22 protein-coding genes are annotated in these 22429 nt (G+C 43.6%); 15 read left to right on the top strand and 7 right to left on the bottom strand.

Annotation, left to right across the window (positions count from 1 at the left end; translation table 11 throughout):
* The first annotated feature begins 30 nt into the window (after positions 1 to 30).
* From IZU26_RS01115 to IZU26_RS01100, 4 genes are all read left to right on the top strand, one after another.
* Positions 31 to 486 (top strand): hypothetical protein, encoded by a 456-nt coding sequence (locus IZU26_RS01115; protein WP_433276098.1) that lies wholly within the window; start codon positions 31 to 33, stop codon positions 484 to 486.
* Positions 483 to 1430 (top strand): ATP-binding protein, encoded by a 948-nt coding sequence (locus IZU26_RS01110; protein WP_433276096.1) that lies wholly within the window; start codon positions 483 to 485, stop codon positions 1428 to 1430. The genes IZU26_RS01115 and IZU26_RS01110 overlap by 4 nt, the downstream gene beginning before the upstream one ends.
* A 4-nt stretch (positions 1431 to 1434) precedes the next feature.
* Positions 1435 to 1725: a hypothetical protein gene (locus IZU26_RS01105; RefSeq protein WP_210119675.1), complete on the top strand. Its 291-nt coding sequence runs from the start codon at positions 1435 to 1437 to the stop codon at positions 1723 to 1725.
* Positions 1726 to 1889: 164 nt separating this feature from the next.
* Positions 1890 to 2117 (top strand): hypothetical protein, encoded by a 228-nt coding sequence (locus tag IZU26_RS01100; protein WP_433276094.1) that lies wholly within the window; start codon positions 1890 to 1892, stop codon positions 2115 to 2117.
* Between the two features lie 38 nt (positions 2118 to 2155).
* Here IZU26_RS01100 and IZU26_RS01095 read toward each other — a convergent pair whose 3' ends face one another.
* The gene (locus tag IZU26_RS01095) at positions 2156 to 2500 is read right to left on the bottom strand and encodes a winged helix-turn-helix transcriptional regulator (RefSeq protein WP_433276092.1); all 345 of its coding nucleotides are present in this window, start codon (positions 2498 to 2500) and stop codon (positions 2156 to 2158) included.
* A 132-nt stretch (positions 2501 to 2632) separates the two neighbouring features.
* Here IZU26_RS01095 and IZU26_RS01090 point away from each other — a divergent pair, with 132 nt between their 5' ends.
* Together IZU26_RS01090 and IZU26_RS01085 are read left to right on the top strand one after the other, a co-directional pair.
* The gene (locus IZU26_RS01090; protein ID WP_433276090.1) at positions 2633 to 3022 is read left to right on the top strand and encodes a nuclear transport factor 2 family protein; all 390 of its coding nucleotides are present in this window, start codon (positions 2633 to 2635) and stop codon (positions 3020 to 3022) included.
* A 230-nt stretch (positions 3023 to 3252) separates the two neighbouring features.
* Entirely contained in the window at positions 3253 to 3660 is a 408-nt protein-coding gene (locus IZU26_RS01085; RefSeq protein WP_433276088.1) for a hypothetical protein, read from the top strand.
* On the opposite strand, the gene IZU26_RS01080 is transcribed toward IZU26_RS01085, so the two are convergent.
* From IZU26_RS01080 to IZU26_RS01060, 5 genes are all read right to left on the bottom strand, one after another.
* The gene (locus tag IZU26_RS01080; RefSeq protein ID WP_433276086.1) at positions 3616 to 4509 is read right to left on the bottom strand and encodes a PfkB family carbohydrate kinase; all 894 of its coding nucleotides are present in this window, start codon (positions 4507 to 4509) and stop codon (positions 3616 to 3618) included. The two genes, IZU26_RS01085 and IZU26_RS01080, sit on opposite strands and share 45 nt — an antisense overlap.
* A 152-nt stretch (positions 4510 to 4661) precedes the next feature.
* Positions 4662 to 6143 carry a family 43 glycosylhydrolase gene (locus IZU26_RS01075; protein ID WP_315601812.1) on the bottom strand — a complete coding sequence of 494 codons (1482 nt, stop codon included), beginning with the start codon at positions 6141 to 6143 and terminating at the stop codon, positions 4662 to 4664.
* A 130-nt stretch (positions 6144 to 6273) separates the two neighbouring features.
* A complete protein-coding gene (locus IZU26_RS01070; RefSeq protein WP_021495821.1) occupies positions 6274 to 7278 on the bottom strand; it encodes an ABC transporter permease in 1005 nt (334 codons plus the stop codon).
* A gap of 2 nt (positions 7279 to 7280) precedes the next feature.
* A complete protein-coding gene (locus IZU26_RS01065; RefSeq protein ID WP_021495815.1) occupies positions 7281 to 8774 on the bottom strand; it encodes a sugar ABC transporter ATP-binding protein in 1494 nt (497 codons plus the stop codon).
* A 70-nt stretch (positions 8775 to 8844) separates the two neighbouring features.
* A complete protein-coding gene (locus IZU26_RS01060) occupies positions 8845 to 9792 on the bottom strand; it encodes a sugar ABC transporter substrate-binding protein (protein WP_021495814.1) in 948 nt (315 codons plus the stop codon).
* 302 nt (positions 9793 to 10094) lie between these two features.
* On the opposite strand from IZU26_RS01060, the gene IZU26_RS01055 reads away from it, so the two are divergent.
* Positions 10095 to 12119 carry a LacI family DNA-binding transcriptional regulator gene (locus tag IZU26_RS01055; protein WP_433276082.1) on the top strand — a complete coding sequence of 675 codons (2025 nt, stop codon included), beginning with the start codon at positions 10095 to 10097 and terminating at the stop codon, positions 12117 to 12119.
* A 383-nt stretch (positions 12120 to 12502) separates the two neighbouring features.
* Here the strand turns inward: IZU26_RS01055 and IZU26_RS01050 are convergent, their stop codons facing one another.
* Positions 12503 to 13459, bottom strand: coding sequence for an alpha/beta hydrolase (locus tag IZU26_RS01050; RefSeq protein ID WP_433276080.1), 957 nt, complete (start codon positions 13457 to 13459; stop codon positions 12503 to 12505).
* A gap of 130 nt (positions 13460 to 13589) precedes the next feature.
* Between IZU26_RS01050 and IZU26_RS01045 the strand changes: the two genes are divergently transcribed.
* The 8 genes from IZU26_RS01045 (at position 13590) to IZU26_RS01010 (ending at position 22374) form a co-directional block, all read left to right on the top strand.
* Complete coding sequence (locus tag IZU26_RS01045) at positions 13590 to 13964, top strand: desulfoferrodoxin family protein (RefSeq protein ID WP_433276078.1); 375 nt, start codon at positions 13590 to 13592, stop codon at positions 13962 to 13964.
* Positions 13965 to 13978: 14 nt separating this feature from the next.
* Positions 13979 to 14632: an HAD family hydrolase gene (locus IZU26_RS01040; protein WP_433276076.1), complete on the top strand. Its 654-nt coding sequence runs from the start codon at positions 13979 to 13981 to the stop codon at positions 14630 to 14632.
* Between the two features lie 129 nt (positions 14633 to 14761).
* Positions 14762 to 15166: a rhodanese-like domain-containing protein gene (locus tag IZU26_RS01035; protein ID WP_253725293.1), complete on the top strand. Its 405-nt coding sequence runs from the start codon at positions 14762 to 14764 to the stop codon at positions 15164 to 15166.
* A gap of 88 nt (positions 15167 to 15254) precedes the next feature.
* The gene (gene fusA / locus IZU26_RS01030; protein ID WP_433276074.1) at positions 15255 to 17306 is read left to right on the top strand and encodes an elongation factor G; all 2052 of its coding nucleotides are present in this window, start codon (positions 15255 to 15257) and stop codon (positions 17304 to 17306) included.
* A 161-nt stretch (positions 17307 to 17467) separates the two neighbouring features.
* A complete protein-coding gene (locus IZU26_RS01025) occupies positions 17468 to 18748 on the top strand; it encodes an MFS transporter (protein ID WP_310822785.1) in 1281 nt (426 codons plus the stop codon).
* Between the two features lie 60 nt (positions 18749 to 18808).
* The gene (locus IZU26_RS01020) at positions 18809 to 19792 is read left to right on the top strand and encodes a sugar phosphate isomerase/epimerase family protein (RefSeq protein WP_021329582.1); all 984 of its coding nucleotides are present in this window, start codon (positions 18809 to 18811) and stop codon (positions 19790 to 19792) included.
* The gene (locus IZU26_RS01015; protein ID WP_433276071.1) at positions 19683 to 20813 is read left to right on the top strand and encodes a choline/ethanolamine kinase family protein; all 1131 of its coding nucleotides are present in this window, start codon (positions 19683 to 19685) and stop codon (positions 20811 to 20813) included. Before IZU26_RS01020 ends, IZU26_RS01015 begins: the two co-directional genes overlap by 110 nt.
* A 22-nt stretch (positions 20814 to 20835) precedes the next feature.
* A complete protein-coding gene (locus IZU26_RS01010) occupies positions 20836 to 22374 on the top strand; it encodes a BCCT family transporter (protein WP_433276069.1) in 1539 nt (512 codons plus the stop codon).
* Positions 22375 to 22429: the final 55 nt, after the last annotated feature.

The raw sequence follows: 22429 nt of genomic DNA, 5'->3' as shown, positions 1-22429 counted from the left end.
CCCCTACGGGCTCAATAAGAAGGAGAAAAGATGTCACCTTTAGAATTATTACAAAAAATTTTGGAAACTTCTGAAAATGATAGTAAAAAACTAGTAACATATTTTACAGTATTAATCTGTGTAACTTTAATATCTGTAATAGTGAATCTAATGGTTCAGGTATATATTAATAATCGTGTTTTACGAAATGACATAAAGAAAATGAAATATGAAAGAAAACTGAAATATATTGAAAATGTTTATAGTTGGTTGTTTTACATATCGAACCTGATGTTTTCTGGTCAAGATCAGAGTATACAAAAAAAGGTTAGTCAATTACGAACTCAAATAGGTAATAATCGCATACTCTTAGAAAAAGCCATTTTTGATATTTCAAATGAAATCCTTGATTACTATGTTATTGTTATATCAAATCCTAGATCAAGAGATATAACAAAAGAAAACAAGCTATTTGCAGATTATATTAAGGAATATGAGCAGTTATGACTATAGTTTTTCCAAAGAACTTTGGCATTGAAAGTGTTGATGAGTTCCTTAAGAGTTCAGAGATTATTTTTTCTTTAAAACATAAACATGAAAAAGATTTCGAATTAAATCTATCAAAAATAAATAGTATTTGTTTACTCGGACAATTGCTTATTTACAAATTTATAAGCTACACATCAGAAAATGAATGTTTTATAAAACCTCGATTAACTTTTAATCCTGATCATGAACTTGAAGAAACACTCATTCAGTATGGATTTTATCCAATTATTAAAACATATATTGTTTCACCAACTAATGAAGGAGAAATTTTAAAAGCATATAAAAAGTTAAAATACTTTGAACGGGATAATGTTTTAATCACTCCACAACGTCTGCTTCGCTCAGAAATTCATCTAAAAAGTATTTTTGAAGAAGAACTATTTAATCGAATTTTCTTGTTTTATCAGTGTAACGATAAATCACGGTTAGTATGTACTGCAATAAGTGAATTGTTATCAAATTTTTGGTCTCATGCCACAGATGACAGCGGAACTGTTATGGTAGCCATGGGGAATAAGCATTATATGGAAATTTGTTTTGCTGATAATGGTTGTGGAATAATTACAAATTTACAATCATCAAATGAAAGATATAAAAAAATGTCAAAAGAAATGATTTTAAGACAATCTCTTATGCAAGGAGTTACATCAAAAGCAAATAGCAATCACTTAGGAATGGGGCTATATTTAATAGACATGATTGCTAAAAAAAATAATGGTTATTTTCGTGTGATTTCAGAAGGCTATGAATATATTTCTGGTCGAAACAAAGAAAAAGTTAGGAAGTCTGGTTTCTGGAAAGGTACAATTGTTTATTTGCGTCTTGGATTAGATAAAATTGTTTGTATCAGAGATATTAAAGAATTACTTGTGGTCAATAAATTATCGATTACTTGGAGGTAGATATATGGAATATCAAATGGATAAATACGGAACTAATATTACAAATGAAGAAGTTACATCAAAACTTTCAAATGATATAATGAAGATTATTAATGATACTAAAGATGAAATAATTACATTGAACTTCGGTAATATTAAGTTGCTTTCTACTATTGCGGCAAGAAGCATTTTTAAACCTATTGCGGATAAATATAATTTAGAAAAAATGTTTCAACGAATTGAAATGCTAAATGTTGAAAAGGATTTGAGGGTAATACTTAATCATGCACTTAATAGTCTTGTGTCAGAAACCTAACAAACGCTTCAAGCTGACATTCCCTTTGTCATGAAAATTGCTTTAAATTTTGGAAGCAATTTTCATGACAAGCCTGAGCTTTAGTAATTTGGTAGCTCAGGCACGGCAAATGCAGGTTAAGCAAATGTTATATGGAACTGTTCTTCAGGCAGCTTGGAGAAAAAATGAGAAAAGCGATTGTTCTGTTTCCGATTTGTTCTTTACCGGTTTCATGTGCGTATAAACAAATTTCATTTGATGCGAAAAAATGGAAAAATGAGAAGAATCGCTACTGTATGGCAGATTCTCTAATCATAAAAATTAACGAAAAAAGCCCAAAAGAGCTGAAATATTCGATTTGCCGGGAAACAAAGCTTGAAGAAAGAATTAAAGATACAGAAGTTTCTTATTAATTGAAATCCGAATAAAAAGGAATATATCGATAAAAATTCTACCTGCTTTTTCCTTTTTGTATTTTATTTAAGTCGGCGATATAATTCAAACCGAAAATCTCAATCTCATCTAACACTTTTTGAAATTGAGTTCCCAATTTACTCAAAGAGTATTCAACATGAGGCGGGACTTCGGCAAAGACTTTTCGGTCGATTAGTTTATCTTTTTCAAGCTGACGGAGCTGCCTTGTTAAAACAGTTCGAGTTGTTGAAGGCATTAATCTTTGAAGCTCATTAAACCTTTTTGTACCCGTACTCAGATGATATAAAATTATAATCGCCCATTTCCCTTGCAATACTCTTTGCGTAGTAGCGAAGGGGCACTTATCATAAATCGACATCATATAAAATTCCTTATAAGTATTATATTTAATACTATGTATTATAAATGTTCGTACTTGTAAAATCAAGACAAGAGAGTATAATACTACCCATAGAAGAGAGGAACACTTCTAAATATTTACCGGAGGAATTTTATGAAAAATGAAGCAATGAAGGTATTTGATGCTTATCGAGATGCATTGGAAAGAGGTGATTTCGCAGAAGTTTTTGCAACAATCTCCGATACTATCGTATGGCACATGGGAGGCGAAAGTTCGCTTTCAGGTACGGTTGTAGGGAAACAGGCGTTGGGAGAACGTTTAGGAGAATTTGCAAAAAGGAGTGGCGATACATTTAAAGTTATTACCAATTGGGCTGCAAGTAACGATTGTTTTGTTGCTGCAAGTGTTGTTTCCGTAGCGCAAAGAGGTGCTGATAAGCTAAATGATCCGGGTATTGATCTATTCAAAATAGAAAACGGTAAGATACAAGAAGTATGGACTTTTGCCGAACAACAATCAGCAGAAGATAAATTTTGGGGCTAAGATAGAATTTTTCTGTGTTATAGATAATTCATCATAGGAAAATAAATAAAAGACGTATAACACCAGCTTAACCTAACATTGCGGACAAGCCGCAAATGCAGGTTAAGCGGTAGTTATGTGCAAAACGCCAACGCGTTGGCAAAGGTTTGAAGCCGGCTTAGTAAAACCGGCTGCCTAAACTACAACTTCGGAGTATTTTGAGGCTGCACTTTTATTGACTTTTCCATACTTTGAGCGGTTCACACTTTGGATTCTATGGACTTTTTCCCTTTCCTGCTATTGCCGGATCTGCACAGCTTTTCCTGTCCACCCCCAAAGGCGGTGGTTTACTACAGATTAATTATTCACGTGTGGATATTTTCGATGTGCCTGTGTGCAAAACGGCTCGTACCCTTTATCTGCGAGTTTTCGAAAGAAAACTCGAAATTAAATTGAACGGCGCTATTTCAGACGTTCAATTTAAACCTTCGGTTATTGTTCGCATAGGAAATCGTGGCGCGTTTCATGTCCTTGTGAATGCCGAGATGATAGAGGCTGCCGCTTGTGATATGGTTTTATGTTCTAACCCAAACTTATACCGCGAATTACAGACTTTAAAAAGTACCTTCTTTATCTTGGACGTAGTGAAATTTATTTAAAAGCTCTTCGTCGTATTCGGGAATTGCGCCCTGATGCGCACAGACATAATCCGCAAGGGTTGATCCGAAGGCCAACGCCTGCTGTAAAGGGGCACCTTTAAGCATCATGTACAAAAAACCTGCGGATAAACTGTCTCCGGCGCCGACCGTATCTACGACGGTTATGTCTTTACAGTTCTGCCGGAAAATTTTTCCGTCCTTCGCACAGCAAACCGAACCTTTTTTTCCGAGAGTTACTAAGATTATATCGAGCGGGTATCGGTGAAAAAGCTCCGCTATCGTTTCATCGAAATTCTTTTTACCGATGTCTGCGGCGTTCGCTATAACGGGAATTTCATCGTTATTCATTTTAACGATGGTGGCATGTAGAAGCCCTTGATCGATTATTTCCTTGCTGTAAAAATTTTTACGGATATTCACGTCGAAAAATCTTACGGGGACGTCGATAGAGTCCCATATTCGGCAGAGGGCTTTTCGGTTTTGTTCGCTGCGTTGTGCAAGAGTTCCGTAACATAGAACGTCAAACGGTCCTTTTAGCTCATCGGAAATTTTTATGTCGTCCCAAGCGCACGGCTCGTTAAAAGCGTAGTCGGCTATTCCGTCGACAAGAAAAACTTCGGCTTTTCCGGTAGGAAATTCGCTTATATGAATATGCTCGGAGCCTATTCCGAATTTTTTAACGGTGTTCAACGCCGACCGCCCCAGTTCGTCGTCTCCTACCGCGCTGACGATAGTTCCCGTTGCGCCGAGTTTTTGAAAATGCGCAGCCACATTTAACGGGGCGCCTCCGATTCGCGCCGAATCTTTGAATATGTCAAAGAGTATTTCTCCGAAACAGATAAATTTCATATTATTCAATCATTATAACATAACAGTCGCTATAAAGCGACCGTATCGTTGCCGTGTTGTTACCGCCTGTTTCCGCCGGATTATTGATGTCCAAGCGGCGGCAACAAACCGGTACTGCGGATTTTTAAAAGACGAACGGCAACATAGTCCGTCTAAACCGCAAAGCTTATATCACAGAATTCGACGTTGCAGTCTTCCGCTATAAAGCCCAGCTCATATTCGGGTTTTTCATACAGACGATATGAAAAAGCGATTTTTTCGTCAATGAATATGTCTATATTATCCTTTTCAACAAGCAGGCAGATCTTTATCCATGAATTTACATCAAAGGCAAAAGATTTTTCGCAAACCCTAAAGCCGTCAGGACCCGGCATTTTCGGTTTTGGGATAGCCTGGCAGGATTGCTGCCAAAACGGATCCACGGGCATGGGAAGATTTAAAAGGGATACCCTTTGCATGGAATAATCGAATTCCAACTGCAGACAAGTCGATGCGTCGCGATCGCTTTTTAAAAGAATGCCGAAATTGTTATATATTTCATGAGCTCTGCATCGGCAGGAAAATAAATAGGATTCGGGGATGCCGGTGAAAAAACCGTAGGAGCACGTTCCTAAAGAGGATATGTCGATAGATCTGTTGCCGAAGTTAGTCCCGTTTCCTTGGATCTGCATATACTGCCAATCGATCTTTTTAGGATATAGAGAGCGAATTTCAGGCGGCATTTTTACATCCAATTCTCCTTTTGAGTTTTGTACTACTTCGTGCGGGACGCAAAATTTACCGCCCCAATACCATTCTCCCTGATCGCAATCGTCGCCTCTGTCGTGCGCCCAAGCAAAATAAATACGGCGTCCTTCATCGTTTGCCATGGACTTCGCGGCATAGAAGCGTCTGCCGCCTATTCCGTCGGATTTCGGGGTTCTCCACGGGCCGAAAGGCGAACTTGAAACTCTGTAAATGGTATTTACGTATTCCGAAAACCTTGAATAAGATAAATACCAATTTGAGCCGATTTTATACATTTCGGGGCATTCGGGACAGTTGGTGTTCCCCGGATAATAAAGAACACGTGAATATGTCCATTTATCCAAGTCCGGGGAAGTGTACAATACAACACATCCTCTTCTGGTAATCGCATTGCCTTTAAGCCTTGCGGACAAGATCATCCAATAGGCATCTTCTTCGTCATTGTAAAATACGTAAGGATCTCTCCAGTCCAAAGCTTCAAAAAGATCTTCATTAGGTAACAGTATGGGGTTCTTTTTATCTTTTTCCCATGTGATGCTGTCTTTGCTGTATGCATGGCATATAGTTTGCTGATATTTTGCTTTAATATTGTATCCGGTATAAAACGCATGGAACATTCCGTTACCGAAAACGACGGAACCCGTCCAAACACCTGAAGAATCCGCATCATCGTTTGTGCCCGGATGTATGGCTACGGGTAATTCTTCCCAGTGAAGCAGATCTTTTGAAATTGTGTGGCACCATGAGGTTCTAAGTCGATCGGGATATACTGTAGTGCCTTGGGGCGGGGTAAGTGAGAAGATATGATATGTGCCGTCATGAAAAAAAGGGATTGCATCGCCTGTTGACGGGCAGTGTTTTGTATGTCTGAATAATTTTGATGTCATTTTTTATCCTCCTTAAAAATTCGACAGACTAACAAAATATCGATTTTATAAGATGTTGAATCAGTGCGCTTTTTGTGCACGGTTTAAGTTTAAACTGAACGGCGTTATTTCGGATGTTCAATTTAAACGTTCATTTATTCTTTTTAATAAAAGAACGCAATATGCCGTTGCCGCCCTTTTGAGTGTCTATTAAGATTGCGATCAAGATGATTATACCCTTTACTATCAATTGCCAAAAAGAGCTTACTCCCAGTAAGTTTAAACCGTTTGAAATGATACCGATGACCATCGCTCCTATTACGGTTCCGCTTAGAAGACCTTTGCCGCCCGACATGGAAATTCCACCGAGTACGCAGGCGGCGATGGCGTCAAGTTCATAGCCGCTTCCTACCGAAGGCTGTCCCGAATACATTCTGCTTGAAAGGACTATTCCCGCAAAAGCGGATAAAAATCCGCTGATGGTATATATCAGCACTTCAACTTTGAAGATAGGTACGCCGCTTAATCTGGCAGATTCTCTATTGCCGCCGATCGCATATATGTAGGCGCCGAATTTGGTTTTATTCAGCAAAAACGAAAATATAATTATAAGGATTAGCATGTAGACAATCGGCAACGGAATGACATTGAACAAATAGCCGGTCCCTATGTTAACGAAAAAAGATTCCTGAATTCGGGTTGATCTTCCGCCGCTGTATACATAAGCAACGCCGTTTGTAATATTCATCATAGCCATGGTTACAATAAAAGCGGGAACATTGAATTTGGCAATAAACAAACCCGATAAGAATCCCGTAGCCGTGCCTATGAGCAGCCCCAAAATAATAGCCGCCCATATAGGCATACCCTGGGTGACTATAAAGCCTACGGTCAAGGTTCCCGTCATCGCAACGATCTTCCCAACTGAAAGATCAATGCCGCCAAGGATAATTACCAACGACATTCCGATTGCGATATACATATTGATGGAAATTTGTCTTAGAACGGACAAAATATTATTTGCGGTAAAAAATTTATCCGTAAGAAACGTTAATAAGATACATAAAAAAAGCAGAACAACCAATATGCCTGCGTTATTTTTTAATGTTGCAAACATACCGCGGTTTTTTACTTTTATGATTGTTTTATTGTTCATTATCATCCTCCTGCCGCATATTTCATGATTAATTCCTGCGATAATTCGTTTTTTGTAAGTTGCTTTACCAATCGGCCTCTTTTCATTACACACACGGAATCGCACATATTAATCACCTCCGGCAGATCGCTGGAGATCAGTATTATTGCCAGTCCGGCTTTTGAAAGTTCATTAATTATTGAATAAATTTCAAATTTGGCGCCCACGTCTACACCCCGCGTAGGTTCATCCAAGATTAATAAGCTGGGATCGGTAGATAACCATTTGGCTATGACAACTTTTTGCTGGTTGCCTCCGGAAAGATTTATAACGTCGGTATCGTAAGATGATGCCTTTATCTTAAAGTTATCCGCATAGTAGTGAATCAGTTTATTCTTCTTTGCAGTGTCTATGGCAAATCCGCGCATGATCCGATCAAGAGACGCAAGTACCATATTAAAGCCTACCGAATTGCTCAAAACCAATCCTTGTTTTTTTCTGTCTTCAGGAACAAATCCGATTCCTTTTTTAATAGCTTGAGAAGATTTTTTAAAATAAACGCTTTCACCGTTTAAATATACCTGTCCCTGCGTGCGATGAGGCGTGTTTGCAAAGATGCTCATCATAAGTTCGCTCCGTCCGGCCCCTATAAGGCCTGCAAAGCCGAGGATTTCTCCTTTATGAACTTTGAAAGTTATATCCTTAAAGGATTCACTCGAAAGCCCTTGTACGTCTAAAACAGTTTGAGTGTTTTTAAATGAAATTCCGGTACGAAAATCATATTTCTCTAAAGCGCGTCCTACCATCATGGATACAAGTTCATCCGTATCGGTTTTTTGAGTAAACTTTGTACCGACAAAGTGTCCGTCTCTTATAACGGTGATCCTGTCGGAAATTTGAAATAATTCTTCCATTCTGTGAGAAATATAGATGATGCTTACTTCTTGTTTTTTTAAACGCTCGATCGTCCGGAAAAGAGTATTTACATCTTCTTTTCCTATTGAGGATGTAGGTTCGTCCATGACAAGTATTTTGGCATTAAATGAGATGGCCTTAACTATTTCAACCATCTGCTGTTGTGCTATTGTCAATTCTTCAACTCTCCGTGTGACGTCAAGATCCACCCCGAGAGAGTTTAACTTGTCCTTCGCTTCAAGGATCATTGCCTTTTCGTCAAGAATTCCTGTTTTTTTTGTTATCTCCCGTCCAAGAAAAATATTTCTGTAAACCGGTATGGAAGGAACCAGCATTATTTCCTGATGGATTATTCCTATGCCGTATTCTCGGGCGGTATGTACATTTTTAATTTCAACAGGAGCTCCGTTTAAACTTATCGATCCCGAATCCGGTCTATATATGCCTCCGAGCACTTTTATTAGAGTAGATTTTCCTGCACCGTTTTCGCCAAGCAGAGCGTGTACTTCTCCTCTTTCCAGTGAAAAATCTATTCCGTTGAGCGCATAAACGCCTGAAAATGATTTTGATATGTTTTTCATTTCCAGAATCGGACCATTCATAATATTACCCTTGAAAACATGTAAAACGAAGGAAAGGAATGCTTTCCTTCGTTTTGGTTATTATTGAAAATTACTGCCAGTCGTTGAGTGTTTTTTTAGCTTCGTCTATGGAAACCAAGTGGGAAGCAAGATAAACGGAATTTTTGATCTGCTTGCCGCTTAGCACATCAAGTCCTTGCTGGAATGCGTATTTTACGATTTCTATGGGAACTTGTGCGGCTACGGCTGCAAATTCTCCGTCCAGCAGAGCTTTTTTTCCGCTGGGAGAAGCATCTATGCTGTATACTTTTATTTTACCGCTTTTATTTGCAGCTTTTACCGCTGCAGCAGCTCCTAAAGCCGACGGATCGTTTATGCAGAAAAAGGCCTTTAGGTCGGGGTTCGCCGTAATGATATCTTCGGCGAGTTTTAAAGATGCGTCCAAAGCCGCTTTTCCGTCCTGCTGCGCCGTTATGTTGAATTTACTCTTATTGGATCCAAGTCCGTTTAAAAATCCGTTTACGCGATCTACACAGCTTTCGTTTGACGGAAAATCCAGAATTGCAATTTGTCCGCCGGAAGGAAAGTCCTTGACCATCTGTTGCCCGACAAGCTGCCCGGCCATATAACAATCCGTTGCTACAACCGATAAAACCAAGCCCAAATCCGCCTTTCCTACGGATGTATCGACATTGATTACAGGAACACCCGCATTTTTAAGCTCGATAAGTCCTGCAGTAATACCGTTTGAATCCACCGGAATTACGAATACCATGTCATAGCCTTGAGTCGCAACATCCGATAGTTGATTCAGCTGTTTATTCAGATCGTAGTCCGGATCCAGACAAGTATATTCAATATTTTTTTCGGCACAAAGTTTTTTAAAAGTGTCGTTCATTGTACTCTGAAATGTGTTGTTCTGCGTGTTCGGCAAAAAAGCAAATCTAAGAGATTTCGATTTTTTCTCATTTTCTCCTCCGGCAAACATTGCCATAGAAACAATACACAGCGATAAAATTATGCTGACTGTTTTTTTCATATTACATCCTCCTTGTTTGACGGAATACGCCCGCCCTTGTTTTACGTAAATATTAACACGATACAAAGTATATGTCAACAAATTTATTTTAATATTTATTTTACATAGACTTTTTCTTTAATTTTACGTAAAATATTGTAAAGTACAAATAATCTGTATAACTTTGTACATTATAATAGAAAAACCTGTAAAAAATATCAGGCTGTTTCTTTTTACACGCACACAGAAGCTTTTATCCTTGTTATTCTCTGTGTTTTATGCAATCATATGTTATTATTTTACGTAAAATTTGAGGAATACCGATGGCAAATAATAAAAAAGTTACCTTACAGGATGTAGCTGAAAGAGCGGGGGTATCGATTGCAACCGTCTCTCATGCAATAAATCATACAAGGTTTGTCGCCGAGAACTTGAATGAAAAAGTATTTAAGGCTATTGCAGAGCTGGGGTATGTCACTGACAACATAAAAGATACCGGTTTGAAAAAGCGAAACAAATGTTCCGTGATCTGCCTATTATTACCCAATCTTTCCGGTACCGTAAATCTTCGAATTGCCACTATGCTGGGAATCTATTTCATGTCACATAATTACCGCTTTATCGTGGAGATTACGAGTAATAACATATCGCAAGAAAAAGATATACTTACTTCTTTAGCTGCCGATAAAACTATTGCAGGCATATTTATTATACCTACTACAAATAACATTGCAAATTATAAACGTTTAATAAAAATAAACAAACCCATAGTTTTTTTGGACGGAAAACTTAACTCTAAAAACATATATCAAATAATTTCCGATTATAAAAAGGCCGTCTACCTTAGTACACAGCAGCTTTTAATCTGCAAACATCATGACATTGCTCTTATTGTTTTAGAAAATGACCCATCGAGGGCTTCAGAACAGCTTGAAGGGTACAGAGAAGCCGTGGCAGAGCACAATGTTTTCTTTAGAGATTCTTTGGTCCTTACCGTTGACTCGGAGCAATTTATGGAAAATCAAGAGCATAAGATCAGAACGTTTTTAGAAGACATAAAACCTACAGCCTGCATAACATGCGGAAACAATCTTACCTTGTCGTTAATTAAAGTCCTTCAAATACTTGGTTTGGATTGCCCTGAAGACATATCCGTTATCGGATACGGAGATTCTCCTTGGAGTGAATTGTACTCTCCCCCGTTGACTGTATTAAAACAGAATGTTTCAAAAATTATAGAAAGTTCGAATGTCCTTATGATGAAACTTTTACAAGGTGAAAGACCCGAAACAAAGAAGATTGTCATACCGATTGAAATTATACAAGGTAAATCTATACAGATGATCAGCATGGGGCCATTTGGAGAAAAAGCAACCGCACCCGAAGAATTGGAATTAACGCAAAGGGAAAAAGAGATTATCAGAAATAAAAAACCCAAGGTTGCGATTTCTCTTCATTACAGAGGAACCGCATGGGCAAGATTGCACGAACAAGGGATCAGAGAAACCCTGGGAAATCTTGGAATTTCGGTAATATCCGTTATGGATGCGGATTTCGATCCTAAACTACAACTTGCACAGCTGGATGCGATTAGATTGCAAAAACCCGACGCTCTGATCGCAATACCTACCGATGATAATCTTACGTCTCTTAAATTTACGGAATTGTCAAAACAGATGAAACTTATTTTTTTAAGCAATGTTCCCGCCGGTTTTAATGCCGACGCCTATGTTTCATGTGTTTCGGTAAATGAAAACGAAAACGGAAGGAATGTCGGAACACTGCTTGGCGAATATTACAAAAAAAGGGAACATGTGACGGTGGGTTTTCTTGTCCATGGAATACCTTTTTACGGAACACAGATAAGAGATTCTACAGCGGAGAAACTTGTCAGAGAGTATTATACTAATGTAAATATTTTTGCATGTGAAAAATTTATCTCGATTTCAAACGCATACAAAACCTGCTATGACTTGGTTAACTCATGCCCCGAAATCGAGGGTTTATATATTTCATGGGATCAGCCTGCGCTTGAAGCGATTCGTGCTCTTACCGATTTAAAAAGATTGGATATTGCCGTGTTCACATGTGATCTTGATCATGATATTTCAATGAATATGTTGCGCCAAAAAATGGTAAAAGGTTTAAGCACTCAGCGCCCGTATGAACAAGGAGTCGCAGCTGCAATGGCTGTTGCAAAATCCTTGGTTTCAAATAAAAAAATTAAATACATCGGCGTTGATCCGTATGTTGTAAAACCCAAACAGCTTATAAAAGCATGGAAAGATATCATGCATGAAAAGTTACCGTCCGATTTGGAAAAAGAACTAAAGAATAATTTTTTATAAAAAAACTATACGGGCACCGCAAAATAAAAAAATAATGGGGGCATGATAAAATCGTAAGAGACTGAATGGGAACTTCGCAACGAAGTTTCCAGCGGAATGGAACACACTACCGATTAGATTTCCCTGAAGCAAAACGGTCTTCAAGAATCAGGTTGAGAAAGCCGGAGCGGAAGTGACGGTAATCAATACGTTGAAGTTTAAGGTAATCAACGAATCGACAAAGAAAACCGACAAGCATGGGGCTTGATGATGAGCTTAGAAAAGCTTACAAAATAAAAAAAAGGCGCCAGAAAGGTCTTCACAGTCTCAAAAAACTATGCAAAACAAAGCAAAAGTCATGTCTACGGAACGCACTACGAGAAAGGCTTTCATTCGGATATATGCTAGTTCTGCAGCATGCCGTTTTCTTTTAACCACGCCTCTATGTCTTCGTTCCAGTGCGTCTCTTTCATAAAAGCGCCGTCGAGCATGCCGAAGCCGTGCCCGCCCGTTTCGTATTGCGCAAAGCGGCACGGTATGTTTTTCGCTTTGAGAGAGGCGTACAGGAGACGGCTGTTTTCGAATTTGACGACGGGATCATCGCGGCAGGCGAGGATGTATGTCGGCGGCATTGTCGGAGGGATTTGCTTTTCCATGGAAAAGCGTTCTTTTCGTTCTTCGCTCATGTTTTTTCCGAGCAGGCTTTTCCGCGACCACTTGTTTGCGATATCGTCGCGCATCGAAACGACGGGGTAGATCGCCATAACGAAGTCGGGGCGCAGGCTTCCTTTCACATCGATACCGAGTTTTGCAAGTTCGTTGTCGCGTTCGGCAAAGGCGCCTGCCATCGTCACTAAGTGTCCGCCTGCGGAAAAACCGATTACGCCGACTCTGTCGGGATCGATGCCGTAGTCGTCCGCATTTTCGCGCACGAGCTGGATCGCCCGCTGTATGTCTTCGAGCTGGGCGGGGTGATGAGCGCCTCCTTGGGCGACGCGGTAGCGCAGTACGAAAGTCGTAACGCCGAGTGCGTTGAATCGCTTTGCAGTACAGTGCCCTTCGTTATACATACCCAAGTGGTGATAGCTTCCGCCGGGACAAATGATGAGAGCTGCCCCGTTTGCGTTTTCGGGCTTGCTCATAAACATAACCGAATCGCAGTTTTTCATACTCCGCACGCCCTGCCACAAAAAAACGGCGCGGCGGGAAGCGGAGAGGGGAAGGGCGGAAAAGACAATAAAAAGAACCGTACATACCGTACGAGCGCGGCGCATATTTGTTTTAATAATTTTTTTACCGTTTGCAAAGAAGCGGGATGCCGTTATATGGAAACGATACAAGCTTTCGATTTTTTTATGCATGGTAAAAATTTACTCGAACCGCGCATTTCCGTCAATGAGCAAAAAAGTGAAATAAAAACAAAAATAAAATTATTTGCTTTTTTTTGTTTTTTCGGTATATTATATATGATACTATGTCTTGGAGGACACTATGCAATTTTACATATGCAGACATTGCGGCACAATCGTCAGCATGATTCACAAGGGAGGCTGCCTTCCGTCTTGTTGCGGAGAGGAGATGCAGGAGCTGAAAGCGAACACGACTGATGCTGCGCAGGAAAAGCACGTGCCGGTCATCACGGTAAAAGGCAGCGAAGTTCACGTTGCAGTCGGTTCCGCCGTCCATCCGATGGAAGCCGACCACTATATTCAGTGGATCGCGATAGAAACAGAACAGGGTGTTCAGCGCAAGTCGCTTAAACCCGGAGAAAAACCCGAAGCGTCGTTTGCGCTTGCTTCGGGCGACAAATTGATTGCGGCATACGAGTACTGCAATAAGCACGGACTCTGGACGGCAAAAGCCTAAGCGCCGGAACACCGATGATGATGAAAACTTTTGCCGCAGTGATTTTCGATATGGACGGGGTTTTGCTCGACAGCGAAACCGTCTGCGACCTTGTGTGGCGTAAAGCGGCAAAAGAGTACGGCATTGCCGATATCGAGTATCTTATCGAAAAAAATCGCGGATGCAATTATGCCGACACCCGTGCCTCGCTCGAACACGATTTGCAAAGCGTATCCGCGGCCGATAGATTTATGAATCGCATCGCCGTGTTGTTCAATAAAATCGAAACGGAAGAGGGGCTTCCTTCGATGAAAGGCGCGCGTGAGGCGCTTGAATATTTGACAAAAAAAGGCTACCGCGTCGCGCTTGCCTCTTCCACCGAGGGAGATGCCGTACGCCGTCAGATGAAAAACGCCGGCTTTATCGATTTTTTCGAAACGCTTACGACAGGCGATACGGTCGCTCGCGGAAAACCGGATCCCGAAATCTACGAGCGCGCCTGCGCATCGCTCGGTCTTTCGCCCGATGTCTGCTGTGCGATCGAAGATTCGCCGAACGGTATGCGGAGCGCGTACAGAGCGGGACTTTCGTGCATCATGGTGCCCGATAAAATTGCACCCGACGATGAAATGAAAAAAATCGCGATGTGCATATTACCGTCTCTCGACGCAATCGGCACGGTTTTGTAATCGCCGCGTCGAACGCGAGGGCTTCTGCTGGAAGTGCAGCCGATTTTTATATTATATGCCGTTTTTGGAAAATACGGTTTCCGGTGTTGTTGACACGGATCATATACTATTTTGATAAGGATTGGAAATATGAATACACGAACGATAGGAATTATTATTTTTATGGGGGCGATAATGTTTTTTTCATGCTTTGCAAAAGAAAATGAAAAAAAGGCGGCAGAGCAATTCACATCGATTTCGATGGACGAAGCTGCAAAGCTTATGGAAACGGAAAAGGATTTTATTCTCGTCGACGTGCGCCGTCCCGATGAGTACAAGGCGGGTCACATTCCGGGGGCCGTCCTCTTAACGAACGAAACGATTACCGAAGAGAGTGCCGCGCGCATTTTGAAAAATAAAAATCAAAAAATTCTCGTGTACTGCAGGAGCGGACAAAGAAGCCGTGTTGCCGCCGGAAAACTTTCGTCGATGGGATATACGAACGTCGTCAATATCGGCGGCATTATGAGCTGGAAAGGCAAAATCGAAAAATAGCGCGCAGGATATTAATTCGCACGATAACAAACTCCGGCCCGCTCTTCGTTCGCTTGCCCCTTCTTTCTCTTTTCTATATACTCGTTTTATGCAGCTGAATAAAATACGAAATATCGGAATCATGGCGCACATCGACGCGGGCAAAACGACGACGACGGAGCGCATCCTCTATTATACGAAAAAAATTCACAAAATCGGCGAAATCGACGACGGACAGGCGACGATGGATTTTTTGCCGCAGGAACAGGCGCGCGGCATTACGATTGCGAGTGCGGCGACGACGACCGAGTGGAAAGGCTTTCAAATCAATATCATCGATACGCCGGGGCACGTCGATTTTACCGCCGAAGTCGAGCGCTCGCTGCGCGTGCTCGACGGTGCGGTCGCCGTCATCTGCGCAGTCGACGGCGTGCAGCCGCAGACGGAAACGGTGTGGCGTCAGGCGGACACGTTTAAAGTGCCGCGCCTGTGTTTTATGAATAAAATGGATCGCGTCGGCGCCGACTTTTTCGGTTCGATGGAAGACGTGCACGAAAAGTTCGGAGTCGAATGCGTCGCTCTCCAGATTCCGATCGGCGAAGGAAGCGATTTCGAAGGCGTCATCGATCTTTTGACGATGCAGGAAATCCGCTGGAACGAAGACGATGACGGAGAAACTTTTTCATTTTCCGATATCGCTCCCGAACGCAAAGAAAAAGCGGACGAATGGCGGGCGAAGCTCGTCGATCAGGTCGCATCGGCCGACGATTTTCTTGCGGAATTATACCTCGAAGGAAAAGAGATAACGGCGGAGCAGCTGAAAAATGCGATCCGCAAAGAGACGATAGCGCGTGCAATCGTTCCGTTTGTGATGGGAAGCGCCCGCCGCAATCAGGGCGTACAGCCGCTCATCGATGCACTTATCGATTATCTTCCGGCACCCGATGAAGTGCCGCCCGCCGTCGGTTTGCACATAAAGCGCGACAAAGAAGAAAAGATCGAAGTGCCGTGTAAAGAAAGCGGGGCCGCCGTCGGCTTGGTGTTTAAAATTCAGCACGATCCGAATATGGGACTCCTGTGCTTTGTGCGCATGTATTCGGGAAAAATTGCGAGCGGCACGCAAGTATACAACGTGAACAAAAAAAAGCGCGAGAGAGTCAACAGAATTTTCAGAATCAACGCGGACAAAGAAGAGCCGATCGACAGTATCGCTGCAGGTGATATCGCAGCGTTTATCGGATTGAAACTCGCGCAGACGGGCGACACGCTCGGCAGCGAGGGGATGCCGGTGCTCCTCGAAAAACCGCAGTTTCCCGAACCGGTCATATCGGTTTCTCTCGAACCCGAATCGCTCGCCGAACGCGACAGGATGAACGATACGCTTGCGATCCTTTCGCGGGAAGATCCGACGTTTACGTATCACGAAGACGCGGAAACGGGTCAGCTGATAATCAGCGGCATGGGAGAGCTGCACCTCGATGTACTCGTCACGCGCATGCAGGACGATTTTAAAGTGAAGTGCCGTGTCGGCTCTCCGCAAGTGACTTACCGCGAAGCGGTGACCGCAAGCGCGGACGCAAGCGAAAGCTACAGCAAAGTGCTCGGCGGAAAAGAAAATACGGCGGGCATAACGGTTCACGTCGAACCTCGTCCTCAAGGAGCCGGAAACTCCTATGCGTGTACCGTAAAGAAGGGCGATATCCCCGACGAAATTTTCGAAGCGATGGAAAGCGCGTTCGAAAGTTCTTTCCAATCGGGAATCAAATTCGGTTATCCCTGTACCGATACCGCCGTCACCGTAACCGATGTCGATTACAGCGAATTGACGTCGACGACGTTCGCATTTGAAGCGTGCGCCGCCGCGGTTTTCGACAAAGCGTGTTCGGCCGCAAAACCGGAATTGCTCGAACCCGTTATGGACGTCGATATTTCCTGTCCGAAAGAATTCGTCGGAGACGCGATGAATCAGATGACCGGCCGCGGCGGCATTATCCTCGGACAGGATTCGAAGCAGACGGGCGAAATCGTTCACGCGCAGGCACCGATGGCGAAGATGTTCGGTTTTTCGACGAGTCTCCGTTCGGCGACGCAGGGCAGGGCGTCGTTTTCGATGGAGTTCAGCCATTTTCAAGTAAAGCCCGGCGGATTGAACGCGTTTTAAATTGCACGTTTGATGCGGATATATAATGAAACTCCTCTAAAAATTGAATTTTTTTCGAAACTTTCAATAATTTTTCAATAATTATTAAATAATAAAATCCTTGCGTTTTTCGGGAATCGGCCTTACAATTAACCTCGTAATCGATATAAGGAGGTTTTACTGTGGCTGATTCGACCAAATCGACATTGCGTAAGTGGCTGACGATCGCAGTCGTGGCGTTTGCGGGAGGACTTATTACCAAACTGCCGTATTTGCGCGAAACGTACATGGAGCCGCTTTCACAAGCGACGGGAGCTACGATGGCGCAGCTCGGCATCCTTATGAGCGCATACGGCATCGTAAACTTTATCTGCTATTTTCCGGGCGGTGTGCTTGCGGATAAATTCAGTTCGCGGGGATTGATCGCATTTTCATGCATCGGCACTGCGCTTGCGGGTTTTTGGTACTATATGATGCCCGGCTTCGTATGGCTCGTCGTCATCCATGCGATCTTTGCGATAACGACGGTGTTTACGTTTTGGGCGGCTATGGTCAAATCGATTAACAATCTCGGCGGTCCCGAAGAGCAGGGACGCTTGTTCGGCTCGCTCGAAGGGGGACGCGGACTTATCGGTACGCTTGCCGCGCTCGGCTCCGTCATAGCGTTCAATGCGGCGGGAGCCGGTAACGATATCGGCGGCATGAAAAATACGATTATGTATTACAGCGTCGGACTTGTTATCGCCGGCGTCCTCGCGATTCTTTTTCTCGGAAAGGATAATCCCGCACAGAGAGAAGTGCAGGAAAAAAATGCTCTTAATTGGAAAGATTTTCTTGAAGTCGCGAAGATGCCGCGCGTGTGGCTCGCGGGACTTCTCGGCGTGTGTAATTATTCCGCGCTTATTTTTCACGGATACATCACCGGATATATGTCGAACGCGTTCGGCCTTCCGGCCGGTACGGTTGCGCTTCTCAATACTGTCCGTACCTACGGTATGATGATGATCGGCGCCTTTGTGGCAGGGCTTATCTCGGATAAAGTCGGAAGCCGCGTCAGATTTATCGCCTATGCGTTTATCGGTATGGTCGTCTTTGCGTCGATGTACATTATCATTCCCGTCGGAGCGAAATCGGTGCCGCTTATCGTAGCGAACTTTATCTGCTACGGCCTTTTTTTGTACAGCATCAAAGCGCTCTATTTTTCGACGATCGACGAAGTCGGTGTGCCGAAGCGGCTTGCGGGAACCGCTTCGGGAGTTATTTCGCTTGTAACGTATTCCGTCGAAATATTTCTCTACGCCGTGTCGGGCGCAATGGTCGATAGATATGCCGGTACCGCGACTCCCTTTGCCGGCTATCGCCACTGCTGGATTGCGATGGTTTGCCTTTCCGCTGCGGGCTTCGTATTCGGCTTTATTCTTATCGCGATGAATAAAAAAGCCGCTGCCGAAAAGACGGCTTAAGTGCGTCGTGTCCTCTCCGGCACGGCAGTCTATTATTGATTATTATGCGGAGGTGTTGCGGTGAAATTGCTCAGTTCGGTAAACAGCGATTATAACAACGATCTGCACAATTGGAATGAGATAGAGCGGCAGGTTACGAATATCGCAAAAGCGGGCTTTACGCATACGCAGTGGATTCACGATTGGGAAGGCGAGTATATCTACAGCAAAAGCGAAATGTTTCAAGCGCGCGATCTGCTGAACGGACTCGGCTTAAAGGCACATACGATTCATGCGTCCGAGGGCGGCAGGCGTACGATTATCGATAAAGACGGAAAAAAGATTTTCCGAAACCGTTATCGCCTGACCGACATCCGCAAAGATTATACGTCGATGAACGAATACTGCCGGCTTGCCGGAGTCGATTTGTTAAAAAATCGAGTCGATCTGTGTACCTACATCGGTGCGTCGGTTATGGTGCTGCACATGCAGCTTCCGTGGAAACTGTTTGCCGAAAGCGAAAAAGATAAAGAGGATTATTATGCGCAAGTGTGCAAGTCTTTCGATGAACTTGCCCCGTATGCGAAAGCTGCAGGCGTTCGCTGTGCGCTCGAAAATTTGATCGTAACGCCGTGGCAAGTACAGGAAGAAGCGTTCGATCGTATGTTCGATCGCTACGATTCCGATTTTCTCGGTTTCGCCTTCGATTCCGGACATGCAACGCTGCAGTGTCGTCATGATTTTAATTATTTTTTGAAAAAATATTACAGTCGAACTTTTGCGACTCACTTACAGGAAAACGCTTCCATTCCGGAAGCGTTGACGGACGATGATGCGGAAATATTGAAACACGACGCACATTGGGTGCCTATGGACGCGCGGGGACACGGTACGATGGATTGGAATGAAATCGCACGGTATGTGGCGAAAGCGCCGCTCGATTTGCCTGCGGACTTTGAAGTGGGCATCTACGGCAAAGACGAAGAGGACGAATTCGATCAGCTCGTCGAATGCCGCAAAACGGCGGAAAAATTTTATCAGATGGTGCTGGATGCGAAAACATAGCAGTTCGCAGAATCCGTACCGTTTCGGTCCGTTTGAGTGGACGGCGATTTCTCTTGCGCTGCAAAAAGGCAGCGTTACGTCGTCCGTTTTGGCAAAAAAGCTGCGATGCTCCTATGACGATGCACACGATACGCTTTGCGCTCTGAAAGAGCGGGGCGTGCTCGATGTGAGAGGTGCATTTACCGGCAGACACGAATCGTTTTCGGGCGGTATGACGAATTATCAGATATTGTTTTTTCTCGGCAAAGAACGGTATCTTTTGCGCGTGCCGGGAGCGGGTACGCGCAGTCTTATCAACCGCATGCAGGAATATGAAGCGTATCGGGCGGTCGCAGGCTGCGGCATTACGGATGACGTCGTGTTTTGCGAACCCGATACGGGATATAAAATTAAACGTTTTGTACGGGATGCCCGCCCCTGTAATCCGCAAAATGTAAAAGACACGAAGCGGTGTATGGAGCTGCTCCGGCGGCTCCACTCGCTCGATCTTTCGGTAAGCGCGCAATTCGACGTATTCGAAAAACTTGCCGCGTATGAAAAGCTCTGCCGTTCGACCGTTCTGCCGTTCGACGGATGGAAAGAAACGCGGAGCCGCGTGCTTTCACTCAGGCCGCTTTTAAAAAAATTGCCGCATCGCCGTACGCTCTGCCATATAGATCCCGTACAGGATAATTTTCTATTTTGCAGAGGCGGTACGCTTTGTTTGATCGATTGGGAATATGCGGCGATGAGCGACGGCGATATCGATATCGCAATGTTTTGCATCTATGCCGGATACGATCTTGCGCAGATCGACAGGACGATCGATCTTTATTACGAATGCAAGTGTCCCGCCGAAAACCGCGCGAAGATTACGTGCTATGTAGCCGCTTGTGCGCTTTTATGGACGTACTGGTGCGAATATAAAAAGAAAAAGGGCGTTTCATTTGACGAATACGAACGCGCGCAGTATGCGTATGCCCGCGATTTTTCATCTATAGCGCTTTCACGTTTTTTTTCGCTCGGATTATCCGAAGGCTGATTATTAATAAGGAGTCGTCATTGTGAACATACCGACGGCATCGATGCTGCGTAAAAAGAATATCGACATACCGCTTATCGTTTTTCCGTTTTTGACGGTTACGTTTTTGTGCTGCGTGTTTATCTTTTTTCCAGATGTTTCCAAACGTGTTATAGACGGAGCGCGTGCGTGGATAGGAAACACGCTCGGCATCTATTATCTCGCGTTCGGTATTGCGAGCGTCGTACTGACTTTGTTTTTTGCGTTTTCAAAAATCGGTACGATAAAACTCGGCGGTACGGCAAAGCCCGAATATTCGCTTTTTGCGTGGGGCTCGATGATCTTTACGAGTACGATGGCGGCGGATATTTTGTATTATTCGTTTATCGAGTGGGCGCTGTATGCGCAGGAAAAGCGTATCGGCGATTTGGGGAGTATGCAGGAATGGGCGTCGGTTTATCCGCTGTTTCATTGGGGGCCGATTCCGTGGAGTTTTTATATCGTGCTTGCGATTGCGTTTGCATATATGATTTACGTAAAGGGGAGGACGCGTCAAAAATTCAGCGAAGCGTGCCGCCCGCTTTTCGGCGATAAGATCGGCGGAGCGTGCGGGAGCCTTATCGATTTTATTGCGATTTTTTCGCTGCTTGCCGGAACGGCGACGACGTTTTCGCTTGCGACGCCGCTTTTGAGCGCCGCGGTAAGCAGCATCACCGGCATTCCCGATTCCGCACTGCTGTCCGTCGGTATGCTTATCTGCATCGCCGTGTTGTATACGATAGCGGTGCTCTTTTCGTTTAAAGGGATCATGTTGATGGCGAAGCTGTGCATCTATGTGTTTTTTGCCTTCCTTTTTTGGGTAGGCATATTCGGCGGCGAAACGCGTTATATTCTCGAAACGGGATTTACCGCGCTCGGAAATATGATTCACCATTTTATTCCGCTTGCCGTGTACACCGATCCGCTCAGAAAAACAGGGTTTGTGCAAAATTGGACGGTGTTCTATTGGGCATACTGGATGGTATGGTGTGTTGCAACTCCGTTTTTTATCGCGACCGTCAGTAAAGGACGTACGGTGCGGAATGTCGTATTCGGCGTATATATTGCGGGGCTCGCGGGTACCTTTACTTCGTTCATCGTATTCGGCAATTACGGTCTTGCGCTCAAAATGCACGGAGTTTTCGACGCGGTGCAAAATCTCGCCCGTGGTATTCCGATGCCCTATGTCATCGTGTCGATTATCAAAACGCTGCCGTTTCCGACTTGTGCGCTTTTGCTGCTGATAGTGACGATTTTGATGTTTTATTCGACGACATTTGATTCGCTGACGATGGTCATTTCGATGTATTCATACCGGACGATTTCGCAGGGGGAAGTGCCGCATAAAGCGATGCGTGCATTTTGGGCGATCGTATTTATCATCTTTCCCATCGGTTTGATTTTTTCGGAAAATTCCTTGCACGGCTTACAGTCGGTTTCGATTATCGCCGCTCTGCCCATTTCGATTGTAATGATTTTGATCGCAGTGTCGTTTATAAAAGACGTAACGAAAAAATTCACGCCGACCGACGGAACGCCGTAAAGCTGAGCGCAGGTGACGCGGTGGCGTATAGCCTACGATAAAATTTGTGCGAGAG

The sequence above is a fragment of the Treponema sp. SP13 genome (genome assembly GCF_050938355.1).
Taxonomy (GTDB): Bacteria; Spirochaetota; Spirochaetia; order Treponematales; family Treponemataceae; genus Treponema_D; species Treponema_D socranskii.
The sequence above is the reverse complement of the archived record's forward strand: the minus strand, read 5'-3'. Positions and strand labels throughout refer to the sequence as shown.

Bases quoted from the DNA above. Each gene is read 5' to 3' on its own strand.
- IZU26_RS01115 (WP_433276098.1), top strand. From the start codon at position 31: ATGTCACCTTTAGAATTATTACAAAAAATTTTGGAAACTTCTGAAAAT.
- IZU26_RS01110 (WP_433276096.1), top strand. From the start codon at position 483: ATGACTATAGTTTTTCCAAAGAACTTTGGCATTGAAAGTGTTGATGAG.
- IZU26_RS01105 (WP_210119675.1), top strand. From the start codon at position 1,435: ATGGAATATCAAATGGATAAATACGGAACTAATATTACAAATGAAGAA.
- IZU26_RS01100 (WP_433276094.1), top strand. From the start codon at position 1,890: ATGAGAAAAGCGATTGTTCTGTTTCCGATTTGTTCTTTACCGGTTTCA.
- IZU26_RS01095 (WP_433276092.1), bottom strand. From the start codon at position 2,500: ATGATGTCGATTTATGATAAGTGCCCCTTCGCTACTACGCAAAGAGTA.
- IZU26_RS01090 (WP_433276090.1), top strand. From the start codon at position 2,633: ATGAAAAATGAAGCAATGAAGGTATTTGATGCTTATCGAGATGCATTG.
- IZU26_RS01080 (WP_433276086.1), bottom strand. From the start codon at position 4,509: ATGAAATTTATCTGTTTCGGAGAAATACTCTTTGACATATTCAAAGAT.
- IZU26_RS01075 (WP_315601812.1), bottom strand. From the start codon at position 6,143: ATGACATCAAAATTATTCAGACATACAAAACACTGCCCGTCAACAGGC.
- IZU26_RS01070 (WP_021495821.1), bottom strand. From the start codon at position 7,278: ATGAACAATAAAACAATCATAAAAGTAAAAAACCGCGGTATGTTTGCA.
- IZU26_RS01065 (WP_021495815.1), bottom strand. From the start codon at position 8,774: ATGAATGGTCCGATTCTGGAAATGAAAAACATATCAAAATCATTTTCA.
- IZU26_RS01060 (WP_021495814.1), bottom strand. From the start codon at position 9,792: ATGAAAAAAACAGTCAGCATAATTTTATCGCTGTGTATTGTTTCTATG.
- IZU26_RS01055 (WP_433276082.1), top strand. From the start codon at position 10,095: ATGGCAAATAATAAAAAAGTTACCTTACAGGATGTAGCTGAAAGAGCG.
- IZU26_RS01050 (WP_433276080.1), bottom strand. From the start codon at position 13,459: ATGCATAAAAAAATCGAAAGCTTGTATCGTTTCCATATAACGGCATCC.
- IZU26_RS01045 (WP_433276078.1), top strand. From the start codon at position 13,590: ATGCAATTTTACATATGCAGACATTGCGGCACAATCGTCAGCATGATT.
- IZU26_RS01040 (WP_433276076.1), top strand. From the start codon at position 13,979: ATGATGATGAAAACTTTTGCCGCAGTGATTTTCGATATGGACGGGGTT.
- IZU26_RS01035 (WP_253725293.1), top strand. From the start codon at position 14,762: ATGAATACACGAACGATAGGAATTATTATTTTTATGGGGGCGATAATG.
- fusA (WP_433276074.1), top strand. From the start codon at position 15,255: ATGCAGCTGAATAAAATACGAAATATCGGAATCATGGCGCACATCGAC.